General features: G+C 65.4%; 7 protein-coding genes. All 7 read left to right on the forward strand.

Annotation, left to right across the window (positions count from 1 at the left end):
- Positions 1–15 precede the first annotated feature (15 nt).
- The 7 genes from DDZ14_RS09380 to DDZ14_RS09410 all read left to right on the forward strand — a co-directional run bounded on the left by DDZ14_RS09380 (position 16) and on the right by DDZ14_RS09410 (position 12861).
- Positions 16–2745, forward strand: coding sequence for an aminotransferase class I/II-fold pyridoxal phosphate-dependent enzyme (locus tag DDZ14_RS09380; protein ID WP_109424704.1), 2730 nt, complete (start codon positions 16–18; stop codon positions 2743–2745).
- Between the two features lie 29 nt (positions 2746–2774).
- Positions 2775–4259 (forward strand): biotin carboxylase, encoded by a 1485-nt coding sequence (locus DDZ14_RS09385; RefSeq protein WP_109424705.1) that lies wholly within the window; start codon positions 2775–2777, stop codon positions 4257–4259.
- A 5-nt stretch (positions 4260–4264) separates the two neighbouring features.
- Positions 4265–5254, forward strand: a complete 990-nt coding sequence (locus DDZ14_RS09390) for a C45 family autoproteolytic acyltransferase/hydolase (protein WP_109424706.1) — start codon at positions 4265–4267, stop codon at positions 5252–5254.
- Between the two features lie 119 nt (positions 5255–5373).
- The gene (locus DDZ14_RS09395) at positions 5374–6486 is read left to right on the forward strand and encodes an efflux RND transporter periplasmic adaptor subunit (protein WP_109424707.1); all 1113 of its coding nucleotides are present in this window, start codon (positions 5374–5376) and stop codon (positions 6484–6486) included.
- Complete coding sequence (locus DDZ14_RS09400; RefSeq protein ID WP_109424708.1) at positions 6483–9581, forward strand: efflux RND transporter permease subunit; 3099 nt, start codon at positions 6483–6485, stop codon at positions 9579–9581. Before DDZ14_RS09395 ends, DDZ14_RS09400 begins: the two co-directional genes overlap by 4 nt.
- A gap of 154 nt (positions 9582–9735) precedes the next feature.
- Positions 9736–11625: a biosynthetic arginine decarboxylase gene (speA, locus tag DDZ14_RS09405; RefSeq protein WP_109424709.1), complete on the forward strand. Its 1890-nt coding sequence runs from the start codon at positions 9736–9738 to the stop codon at positions 11623–11625.
- 24 nt (positions 11626–11649) lie between these two features.
- Positions 11650–12861, forward strand: a complete 1212-nt coding sequence (locus DDZ14_RS09410; protein ID WP_109424710.1) for a saccharopine dehydrogenase family protein — start codon at positions 11650–11652, stop codon at positions 12859–12861.
- Positions 12862–12863 lie beyond the last annotated feature (2 nt).

The raw sequence follows: 12863 nt of genomic DNA on the forward strand, positions 1-12863 counted from the left end.
GAGGGGGCGAGGTCCATGAAGACCATGAGCAATTATTTCAGCGCGATCCAGCTTCGGTCGGACAGGTGGAGCACCCTGTCCGACCTGACCGCGACGCTGGCGCGCGACCCCTCGGAGGCGACGCTCGCAAGGCTGCGGCCGAAGATCGAGGAGCTGCTGGACCAGCTTGGCACGATCGAAAGCTACTGGGCCTTTCCCGGCATTTCCGCATTCGATCATCTGCGGAGGAGTTTCGAGCACCACAATTACGACGACCTGGCCCACTCGGTCCGGCGGATCACCCGCGCCCTGACCTCGGGCGCATATCGCCGACGCTCGATCCCGCTCGGGCGGGACGAAAGCGACACCGAGGACTTGGAAGACGAGGCGCTGCTCTCGCCCGAGGCCCGCGCCCTGACCAAACCCTATTTCGAGGTGCTGATCGTTGATGACCTGAACGAGCATCAGGAACGCTGGCTGCGCGGCTCGATCCAGAGCATGCGCCGCCATGAGGATCAGTTCACCTACGAGCCGGTGATTGTGCCCAGCTTCGAGGACGCGCTGATCGGCATCCTCTTCAATCACAACATCCAGGCGGTGGTGGTCCGCCCCGGATTGCGGCTGAAATCGAATAATGAGTTGTCGATCCTGCAACGCTACCTGACGCTATTGGAAAGCGAGGACGGGATCGGGGACATGCGGCCAGAGGATTACGGCCCGAACCTGACCCGGCTGATCGCGCGCATCCGCCCCGAGCTTGACAGCTACCTCATCACAGACCGGTCGGTGGAAAGCATCGCCGGGCTCGACCTCGGCCGCTGCCGGCGGGTGTTCTACAATCAGGAAGACTTCCAGGAACTGCACCTGAACATCCTTCGCGGCGTCCGCTCGCGCTTCAAGACGCCGTTCTTCACCGCGCTCAAGGATTATTCCAAGCAGCCGACGGGCGTCTTCCACGCCATGCCGATCTCGCGCGGCAAGTCGATCACCCGCAGTCACTGGATTCAGGACATGGGCGCCTTCTACGGGGCTAACATCTTCCTGGCCGAGACTTCGGCGACCTCGGGCGGGCTCGACAGCCTGCTGGAACCGGTGGGTCCGATCAAGAAAGCGCAGGAGCTTGCGGCGCGGGCTTTTGGTGCCAAGCAGACCTTCTTTGCCACCAACGGCACCTCGACCTGCAACAAGATCGTCGTGCAGGCGCTGGTGCGGCCCGGTGACATCGTGCTGGTGGACCGCGACTGCCACAAGTCGCACCATTACGGCATGGTGCTTGCGGGGGCGCATGTTGTCTATCTCGACAGCTACCCGCTCGACGAATACTCGATGTACGGCGCCGTACCGCTGGTCGAGATCAAGCGCCAGCTGCTGGAACTGAAGGCGGCGGGCAAGCTCGACCGGGTGCGGATGCTGCTGCTTACAAACTGCACCTTCGACGGCATCGTCTACAATGTCGGACGGGTGATGGAGGAATGCCTGGCCATCAAGAAGGACCTCGTCTTCCTCTGGGACGAGGCGTGGTTCGCCTTTGCCCGCTTCGCGCCGACCTACCGGCAACGTACCGGCATGGCCGTGGCCGAGACGCTGCGCGCGCGGCTCAGGACCGAGGAGGCCGGGAAAGCCTGGGAGGCCCAGCAGGCGGAACTCGACGGCGCCGACGACGAGACCCTGATCGCCACGCGGCTGGTTCCGCCGCCCGATGCGCGGGTCCGCGTCTATGCCACGCAGTCCACCCACAAGACCCTGACCTCGCTCAGGCAGGGGTCGATGATCCATGTCCATGATCAGGACTTCAAGGGCGAGGTGGAGCAGGCGTTCCACGAAGCCTATATGACCCATACCTCTACCTCGCCCAATTACCAGATCATCGCCTCGCTCGACGTGGGCCGCCGCCAGGTGGAGCTGGAGGGTTTCGAGTTCGTTCAGCGCCAGGTGGAAGCCGCGATCTCGATGCGCCGGGCGATCGGCTCGCACCCTCTGCTGAGGAAGTATTTCAAGGTGCTGACGGCGGCGGACATGATCCCCGAGGCACATCGCGAAAGCGGCATCACCTCCTACAGCGAGGCCGAGCAGGGCTGGGACGACATCTGGGACAGCTGGTCGCGCGACGAGTTCGTGCTGGACGCAAGCCGGGTGACGCTGGCGGTCGGCGGCACCGGCTGGGATGGCGACACGTTCAAGACCGATATCCTGATGGAAGAATACGGCATCCAGATCAACAAGACCTCGCGCAATACCGTGCTCTTCATGACCAATATCGGCACCACGCGGTCCTCGGTCGCCTATCTGATCGAGGTTCTTGTGCAGATCGCGCAGGATCTGGACGACCTTCAGGACGACGCCTCGGTGATGGAGCGCCGCGCCTTCGAGCGCCGGGTGAAGAGCCTGATGGAGGAATTGCCGCCGCTGCCCGATTTCAGCCGCTTCCACGATGCGTTCCGTGTCGATGGCAAGACGCCCGAAGGCGACATCCGCGCCGCCTTCTTCCTGGCCTATGACGAAAGCAAATGCGACTATGTCGAGTTGCAGAGCGCCCGCGCCAATGGTGGCGAGATGGTGTCGGCCTCCTTCATCATCCCCTATCCGCCCGGTTTCCCGATCCTGGTGCCGGGGCAGGTGGTGTCCGACGGGATCCTCGATTTCATGCGGGCGCTCGACGTGAACGAAATTCATGGCTACCGCGCCGATCTTGGCCTGCGCGTATTCACGCCCGACGCGCTGGCCGAGCATGGTGCGGGACAGGGCGCCAGCAAGGCGGCTGAATAAGAAACGACAGAAAAAGGGGAGAATTTCATATGACCAAGACCAGCAAGGCGAAGGCGTCCGGTTCGGGGCGCAAGGTGCTCAAGAACATCTCGGAAATCCGGCGCTATTTCCACCGCAGCGAGGACCCGATCTACTTCGTCTCGGCCACGAACTTCAACCTCCTCGGGCTCGATGAATGGGCCAAGAATTTTAAATATATCAGTTATATAGATTGTTATGACGGACAGCACCCCAACGTTTTCTGCCCCTCCGAGGCGCCCCATGCGGAGTTCCAGTCGATCGAGGATATCAACAACTACTTGCTCCAGCACAAGGAGGTGGTGGATTTCGTCAAGCGCCGTGGCGGCACCCCGAAATTCGTCTTCCTGATGTTCGACGAGGAGACCGAGCGCCTGGTGGCCGAACTTGGCGGCAAGGTCTGGTTTCCCAAGGCCAAGCTGCGCACCCGCATGGACAACAAGATCGAGACCGTCCGCGTCGGCAACAAGGCGGGCGTGCCGTCGGTGCCCAACACGCTCTCGGAGGTCAAGGATTACGACCACTTGCGCAAGATCTGCGAAAAGGCCGGGATCGGGCACGACCTGGTGCTGCAATCGGCCTTCGGCGACAGCGGCCACACCACCTTCTTCATCAAGTCCGAGGCCGATTTCCGTCGCCACGAGCACGAGATCGTGGGCGAGGGCGAGATCAAGATCATGAAGCGCATCGACTGCCGCGGCTCGGCGATCGAGGCCTGCGCCACGTCGGAGGGCACGATCGTGGGGCCGCTGATGACCGAACTGGTTGGGTTCAAGGACCTTACCCCCTATCGCGGCGGCTGGTGCGGCAACGAGATCTTCTCGACAGCCTTCCCGCCCAAGACCCGGCAGAAGGCGCGCGAGTTGACCTTCAAATTCGGCGAGCAGCTTCGCAAGGAAGGCTATCGCGGCTATTTCGAACTGGATTTCCTGATCGAGAAGAAATCCGGCGATATCTGGTTGGGGGAACTCAATCCGCGCATCACCGGCGCCTCGTCGATGACCAACCATGCGGCCTTCGCCCATGCCGACGCGCCGCTCTTCCTGTTCCACCTGCTGGAGTTCTGTTCCAAGAAATTCCGGCTTGACGTGGACGAGTTGAACGCGCGCTGGGCCGACCCGGACATGATCGACAGTTGGTCGCAAATGGTCATCAAGCATACCGAGGACAGCGTCGATGTGATCACCCAGGCGCCGCCCACCGGCATCTACCGGATGCAGGAGGACGGGCGCGTGGTCTTCGACCGGTTCGACTATCACCGCCGCGCCGTGGAGAACGAGAACGAAGCCTTTTTCCTGCGCATCCAGAAGCCCGGCGATTTCCGCTATGAGGGTGCCGATCTGGGCATTCTGGTCACGCGCGGGCGGTCGATGACGCCGGGCTTCCGACTGAACGAGCGCGCGAAGAAATGGATCCACGGCATCAAGTCGAGTTTCGCCGCCCGACCGCTGCCCACCGCTTCGGCACTCGCCGATCCGGGTCACAAATACCTCTGATCCCGATGGACGTTCTCTGGCGGGCCATATCGGAAGACGAGCCCGGTCCGAAATGGGCCGGGCTCTTCGCCGAGTACTGGCCCGACTATCACCGCTGGTGGGCGCGCGAGGGCGACGCGGCGCGCCCGACCTATGTCGAGAGCCGCCGCGCGCTCAAGCGCCACATGCCCGAGATCGTGCCGCTCTACGACCAGCTATGCGAGCTGGCGGGCGGTGGCGATCAGGCGGCGCGATTTCTCAGCTTCTACTGCCCGCCGCCTTATCTCTCGGGCTGCTCGCAGGCGATCTGGCCGGGACGGCAGCCGGTCATGGTGCGCAATTACGACTACAGCCCTGCGGCTTTCGACAGCCTGGTGCTGCACACCCGTTGGAAGGGTCGCGCCGTGATGGGGACGAGCGACGGGCTGTGGGGGCTGGTGGACGGCGTGAACGACGCGGGGCTGGCGATTTCGCTGACCTTCGGCGGGCGGCGCGTGGTGGGCGAGGGGTTCGGTGTGCCGGTCATCCTGCGCTACGTCCTGCAGACCTGCAAGACGGCCGAAGAGGCGGGCGAGGTGCTGGCCCGCGTGCCCACGCATATGAGCTACAACGTCACCGTGCTCGACGCGAAGCGGCGCTACCTGACCGCGTTGATGGCGCCGGACCGTCCAGCACTGCTGACCCACGCCGCGGTGGCCACGAACCATCAGGAAAACGTGGAATGGATCAGCCATGCCCGTTTCACCGCGACGGTGGAACGGGAGAGGTATCTGCTCCAGCGGTTGACGCTGCATCCGGAGACCGAGGAGAAGTTCATCGGCGCGTTTCTCAAGCCTCCGCTCTATTCCACCGCCTATTCGGCGGGGTTCGGCACGCTCTACACGGCGGTCTACAGGAGCCGGAAGCGCGAGATGGACCTGCGCTGGCCGGGGGCGATCTGGCGCTTCTCGCTGGCTGACTTCACCGAAGGATCTCGGGTGATCAAGGTGCCAGACGGGGCCGGTTTGGGCGTCTAGAGCGCAACGTTGAACCCCGCGCCCGCGCGATAAATCCTGCGTGTGGCGCGCCATGCACGCTCGCCGCCGGTTTGTTTCGTGTTATATCTTCGCCGGGGCAGGTGCCCCGGGAGACGGTGATGGCGATTTGGAAGCAGCTGCTTGTCCTGTGCCTTCTGGGCGCGGCCGGCTTCGGCGGCTATTCCTACTATACCGAGCACATGGCGCCGCCGGCCGAGGCGACGGTGGGGGCGGGCGGGCCGCGCGAGGTTCCGGTCGAGATCGCGCGGGCCGAGACGCGCACCCTCAGCCGCTCCGTGGAGGCCGTGGGCACGACCCGCGCCCGGCAATCGGTGGAGATCGTGCCGGAGGCGGCGGGACGTCTCGTGGAGATCCTGATCGAGCCCGGCGCAACGGTCGAGGCCGGCGACGTGCTGGCGCGGCTCGACGACGAGATCCAGCGCGCCGACCTGACCGAGGCCGAAGCCCGGCTGGTCGAGCAGCGTCAGGCACTGGAACGCATCCGCCGCCTGCGCGAGACCAACGCTGTCGCCCAGGCCACGCTGGAGGAGGCGACGGCGCGTCTGGCGGCAGCAAGCGCCGAACTCGACCGGGCGCGGCGCCGGATGGCCGAGCGCACGATCCGGGCCCCTTTCGCCGGGGTCGTCGGCCTGACCGATGCCGATCTGGGCGCGCGGGTGGACGAGGACACGATGCTGACCAGGCTCGACGACCTGTCGGAGATCGAGGTGGAGTTTTCGCTGCCGGAGACGCTTTTCGCCGGGGTCCGGCTTGGACAGGAGCTGACCGCCTTCAGCGCCGCCTTCCCCGAGCGCGACTTTGTGGGCCGGGTCGCGGCCTATGACAGCCGCATCGACCCGGTGAGCCGGTCCTTCAAGACCCGCGCGGTGATCCCCAATCCCGAGAACCTTCTGCCGGCGGGCATGTTCATGTCGCTGACGCTGGTCCTGTCGCAATCCGAGGCGCTCGTCGTGCCGGAGGAGGCGATCGTGTTCCAGGCCGCCGACACCTATGTCTTCGTGGTCGAGGACGGCAAGGCGTTGCGCCGCAAGGTGGTGACCGGCCAGCGCCGCGACGGCGTGGTGGCCGTGACGTCCGGACTGACGGCGGGCGATGCGGTGGTGGTCCGCGGGCTTCAGCGGGTGCGCGACGGCAGCCCGGTGCGGGTGTTGGGCGACAGCGCCGCGGTGATCGGCGCCGCCCCGGCGGACGCGGCGGAGAGCGACACATGACGCTCTCGGACATCGCGGTGCGCCGGCCGGTTCTTGCGGCGGTGGCGAGCCTGCTCATCGTCGTCTTCGGCCTCGCCGCGCTGCGGGGGGTGCCGGTGCGGGAATTGCCGGATGTGGACAATGCCGTGGTCACTGTCACCACCACCTATCGCGGCGCCGCACCGGAGGTGATCGACACCGACCTGACCGAAACCATCGAGGGCGCCATCGCGTCGATCTCGGGCATCCGTTCGATCAGTTCGGAAAGCCGCCAGGGCAGGTCCCGCGTGACCATCGAGTTCGACACCGGCACGGATATCGACGTGGCCGCGAACGACGTGCGCGATGCGGTCGGGCGGGTGCGCGGCGACCTGCCGGAGGAAGCCGACGAGCCGCAGGTGGTGAAGAGCGACGCCGACGCCGACCCGGTGATGCGGCTCGCCATCACCTCCGACCGGATGACAACGGCCGAGATCACCGACTATATCGACCGGTTCATCGCTGACCGGATCGCCACGCTGGACGGGGTGGCCAATGTCGATATCTACGGCGCGCGCCCTTTCGCGGTGCGCATCTGGATCGACCGCCGCGCGCTGGCCGCGCGCAACCTGACCGTGGCCGATGTCGAGGCCGCGCTGAGGCGCAACAATATCGAACTTCCCGCGGGCGAGGTGGAATCCTACAACCGCCAGCTTTCGGTGCGGCTCAACAGCCGGCTGCACAGCGTCGAAGATTTCCGCGACGTCGTTCTGGACCGCGTGGCGGGTTATCCGGTGCGGCTGGGCGATGTGGCCCGCATCGCCCCTGGCGTGGCCGACGACACGACCGTGGTGCGCACCAACGGCGCCGATGCCGTCGGCGTGGCGGTGCTGCGCCAGAGCCAGTCCAACACGCTGGCCATCTCCAACGCGGTCCGCGCCGAAATTGCGGCGCTTCAGGAAAGCCTGCCGGAGGGGATGCGGATCATCGTGGGCTCCGATGACGCGCTTTTCGTGGGCGCCTCGATCCGCGAGGTGGTGATCGCGCTCTCGATCTCGCTGGTTCTGGTGGTTCTGGTGATCCTGCTCTTTCTGCGCAGCTTCCGCGCCACGCTGATCCCGGCGATCACCATTCCGGTCTCGCTGATCGGGTGTTTCGTGCTGATCGGGCTCTGGGGGTTTTCGCTCAACACACTCACGCTGCTGGCGCTGCTGCTGGCGATCGGGCTGGTGGTGGACGACGCCATCGTGGTGCTGGAGAACATCCAGCGCCGGATCGAGAATGGTGAGCGCCCGCTGGCCGCCAGCCTGCACGGAGCCCGCCAGGTGACTTTCGCGGTGATCGCCACCTCGATAACGTTGATCGCGGTTTTCGTGCCACTTTCCTTCATGCCGGGCCAGGTCGGCCGGCTCTTCGTGGAATTCGGCTGGGTGATGGCGGGGACGGTCGCGATCTCGACCTTCGTGGCATTGACCGCCTGCCCGGCGCTGGCCTCCAAGGTGCTGAGCGTGCCGCGCCGCGCCGCGGCGGGCGGCGCGGAGGGCGCGCGGCCCGCCCCGCTTTCGCAACGCATCTACCGGGCCGTCCTGACCCGCGCGCTGGACATGCCGCTGGTAGTTCTGGCGGTCGCCCTGGCGGTCACCGGCGGCGCCGCGCTTTTTTATGACGGGCTCCCGCGCGAGCTTGCCCCGCACGAGGATCGCGGCGTGGGCTTCGTGCCGCTGACCGCGCCGCAGGGGTCGACCGTGCCGCATTCCGACATGGCGGCCCGGCAGGTCGAAGAGATACTGGAGCCGATGCGGAAATCGGGCGAGATCGAGACGGTCTTCACCTTCACCGGTTGGGGCGGGCGGGCCTGGCGGTCCTTCGTGGTCTTCCGCCTCGCTCCCTGGGAGGAGCGCGACCGTCCGGTCTCGGCCATCGTGGAGGAGATCGCGCCGCAGATGGGCAAGGTCACCATCGCGCGTGGCTTTCCGGTTACGCCCGCCGGCCTGGGACTGCGCGGCAACTCCACCCCGGTGCGTGTGGTGATCGGCGGCCCCGATTTCGACAGCGTCAAGGACTGGGCCACGGCGATGCTGGCGCGCGCCGAAAGCCTGCCGGGGCTGGTCAATCCCGAGATCAATTTCGAGCAGAACCTGCCGCAGCTCGACGTCTCCATCGACCGCGCCCGCGCCGACGATCTGGGCATCTCGGCGGAGGTGATCGCGGCCACGCTCCAGACCATGCTGGCCTCGCGCGAGGTGACGAGCTTCGTCAGCCGCGGCCGCGAATACCCGGTGCTGGTGCAGGCCGAGGATGCCGACCGGCGGGACCCCTCCGACATCGCCAATATCTTCCTGCGCGCCGGCGACGGCGAGACGCTGGTGCCGCTCGGCGCGCTTGTCCGGCTGGAGGAGAACGCTGCCGCGCCCTCGCTAAGGCGCTTCGACCGGCTGCCCTCGATCCAGCTTTCCGGGGCGCTGGCACCGGGCGCCGATCTGGGCAGCGTCCTGGCCGAGCTGGAGGCGATCGCCGCCGAGATCCTGCCTGCCGAGGCCAAGCTGGGCTACGAGGGGCAGTCGCGCACCTTCAAGGACACATCCGGTGGCGTGGGCGTGATCTTCCTGCTGGCGCTGCTCATCGTCTTCCTGGTGCTGGCCGCGCAGTTCGAGAGCTTCGTGCACCCGCTGGTCATCATGCTGACCGTGCCCACGGGCGTGGCCGGCGCGATCTACGCGATGGCGCTGGGGGGGCTGTCGCTGAATGTCTACAGCCAGATCGGGATCATCCTGCTGATCGGGCTGATCGCCAAGAACGGCATCCTGATCGTGGAGTTCGCCAATCAGCTTCGCGACCGCGGCATGGAGGTGCGCGAGGCGGTGATCGAGGCCTCGGTGCTGCGCCTGCGCCCCATCGTGATGACCGCAGTTTCCACAATCCTGGGGGCGCTGCCGCTGGTCCTGGCCTCCGGCGCGGGCGCCGAAAGCCGTATCGCCATCGGCACCGTCATCATTGCGGGGCTCGGCCTGTCCAGCCTGCTGATGCTGGGCGTCACGCCGGTTCTCTACGACCTGCTTGCGCGATTCACCCGGCCCCGCGGCGCGGTCGAGAAGGCGCTGGAGCGGGAACTCGAAGGATCGGCGCTGTCGCACTGAGCCGCGCAGGGTGGCGGGCCGCCTCTTTGCGCCGCGGCGCCGAATGCCTATGCTGGATGTCCGAATTGCGCATCGTTATGCCGCGTGGGGCGCTGGACACCCGGCGCGCGCTGAGAGACGGTGCCGCACAACACGAATCTGGGGGTTTGCGGGCATGAGCGACGGCGCCGGGGCGACACATTCCATCTACGGGTTCGAGCGCTGGGGCCGCGGCTTGCTGGAGGTGCTGCCCAATGGCGATGTCGGATTGCTCGATCCGGATCGTCCGGACGCCCCGGCGGTCAGCCTTCCCGGCATCCTGCACGATCTGCAAGAGCGCGGCATCCACACGCCGATCCTGCTGCGCGTGGCGGGCTACCTGCGCCAGAATATCGCCCGCATCAACGAAGGCTTTGCGCGTGCGATCGCGGCCTCGGGTTATACCGGGGCCTATCGCGGGGTGTTCCCGATCAAGGTCAACCAGCAGGCGCAGGTGGTGGACCGGATCGTGGAATTCGGGCGGCCCTATTCCTTCGGGCTGGAAGCCGGCTCGAAGCCTGAACTGGTGATTGCAATGGCGCACCGTCTGCCCAAGGATGCGCTGATCATCTGCAACGGCGTGAAGGACGACGAATTCATCCGGCTGGCGATCCTGTCGCGCAAGATCGGGTTCAACACGGTGATCGTTCTGGAAAGCCCGCGAGAGCTGGAGACAGTGATCCGAGTAACGCGCGAGCTGGGCGAGGAGCCGCTTCTGGGCGTGCGGGTGAAGCTGACCAACCGCATCGGCGGGAACTGGGCGGAAAGCTCCGGCGACCGTTCGACCTTCGGGATGAACACCGATCAGTTGGTCTCGATCATGGACCGGCTCCGCGAGGCGGGCCTCCTGCATTGCCTGAAGCTCCAGCATTCGCATCTGGGCAGCCAGATCCCCGACGTGAACGACGTGCGCCGCGCGGTGTCGGAAGCGTGCCGCTACTTCACCGAACTGACGGCCGAAGGCGCCGCGCTGACCCATCTCGACCTCGGCGGTGGGTTGGGCTTCGATTACACGGGCGAGAAGAAGGCCTCGGAGAACTCCGTCAACTATTCGGTCGAGGAATACTGCGCCAACGTGGTCGAGACGGTGGCCTATGCGCTCAACGAGGCCGGCGTCGCGCATCCCACACTGGTGACCGAGAGCGGCCGCGCGGTCGTGGCGTCCACCTCGATGCTGATCTTCGACGTGCTGGAGGCCACCTTCTTCGACGCCGACGACGCGCCGCGCCCGCAGCCCGAGGACCATCACTACGTCTCCGACCTGGCCGCGGTGCAGGAGTATCTCTCGGCCGACCGGCTTCAGGAATGCATCAACGACAGCACCTTCTACCGCAACGAGATGCGCGCGCTTTTCCGGCGCGGCACCGTCGGGCTGCGGGAGATGGCGCGGGCGGAACGCATCTATCTGCACCTGATGGCGGGCATCAAGACGCTGGCGGCGGGCACGCAGAATGGCCGCGAGATCGAGGAGCATCTCGAGAATCTCGCCGATATCTATCACTGCAATTTCTCGCTCTTCCAGTCGCTGCCGGATGTCTGGGCCATCGACCAGCTCCACCCCGTCGCGCCGTTGCAGCGCCTTGACGAGGCGCCGGAGCGCCGCGCTATCCTGTCGGACATCACCTGCGACAGCGACGGCAAGATCGACCGTTTCATCCTGGCCGACGGCATCTCGCCCTCGCTGCCGTTGCACCGCCTGCGCGACGACGCGACCTATTACCTGGGCGTCTTCTTCGTGGGCGCCTATCAGGAAACGCTGGGCGATTTGCACAACCTCTTCGGTGACACCAATGTGGTGACGATCGAGCTGGGCGAGGATGGCGAGTTCGACCTTCTGCACGAGCTTGAGGGCGACACCATCGCCGAGGTCATGGCGTATGTGGAATACGACCCGCGCGACTGCGTCGAGGCGTTCCGCCGGATGCTGGATGAGGCGACTTCGGCCAAGACGCTCAACGCCGCTGGCCGCAAGGCGCTGATGAACGCCTATCGCGACAGCATCACCGGCTACACCTATTACGAATGATCCTCAGAACCGGGAGAGACAGTCATGGGAAAGACACTGGTTATCGGCGCCGGCGGCGTCAGCCATGCGGCCGTTCACAAGATGGCGATGAACTCGGATATCTTTTCCGAGATCACCCTGGCGAGCCGGACCAAGTCGAAATGCGACGAGATCGCGAAATCGGTCAAGGAACGGGTGGGCGTCGATATCGCCACGGCCCAGGTTAACGCGATGGATCTGAGCGCGACGGTCGATCTCATCCGGCGGACCGGGGCCGAGATCCTCGTCAACCTCGCGCTGCCCTATCAGGATCTCAAGCTGATGGATGCCTGTCTGGAGGCCGGCTGTCACTACCTCGACACCGCGAATTACGAGCCCGAGGACGAGGCCAAGTTCGAATATCACTGGCAATGGGCCTATCGCGACAAGTTCAAGAAGGCCGGTCTGGTGGCGATCCTGGGGTCGGGCTTCGATCCGGGCGTGACCAGCGTCTTCGCCAAATGGCTGAAGAAGCACAAGCTCGACACGATCCGGCAGATCGACGTTCTCGACGCCAATGGCGGGTCGAACGACCAGGCTTTCGCCACCAATTTCAACCCCGAGATCAACCTGCGCGAGGTGCTTCAGGACGCCAAGCACTGGGAAAAGGGCAATTGGCAGACGACGCCCGCCATGACCCACAAGGTGGAGTTCGATTTTCCGGGCATCGGACCCAGGAACATGTACCTGATGTATCACGAGGAGCTGGAAAGCCTTTCGGCCCATTTCCCCGAGATCGAGCGCGCGCGGTTCTGGATGACTTTCGGGGACGCCTATATCACCCATGCCAAGGTCTTGCAGAATGTCGGCATGACGCGGATCGACCCGGTCATGCATAACGGGGTCGAGATCATCCCGATCCAGTTCCTCAAGACCCTGCTGCCCGATCCCGGTGGGCTGGGCGAGCAGACCAAGGGCAAGGCGTGCATCGGCGATATCGTGACCGGGGAAGCCAGGGACGGCTCGGGCGAGAAGACCTATTACATCTACAACATCTGCGATCACGAGGAATGCTATCGCGAGGTCGGCAGCCAGGCGGTCAGCTACACCACCGGCGTGCCCGCGATGATCGGGGCGGCGCAGGTGCTCAAGGGCAACTGGACGGCGCCCGGCGTGTGGAACATGGAAGAGCTCGATCCCGACGATTTCATGGACATGCTGAACGCCCACGGCCTGCCCTGGGAGGTGCATGAACTGGACGGGCCGGTGGAGTTCTGATC

This window comes from Maritimibacter sp. 55A14 (assembly GCF_003122205.1).
Lineage (GTDB): Bacteria > Pseudomonadota > Alphaproteobacteria > Rhodobacterales > Rhodobacteraceae > QEYE01.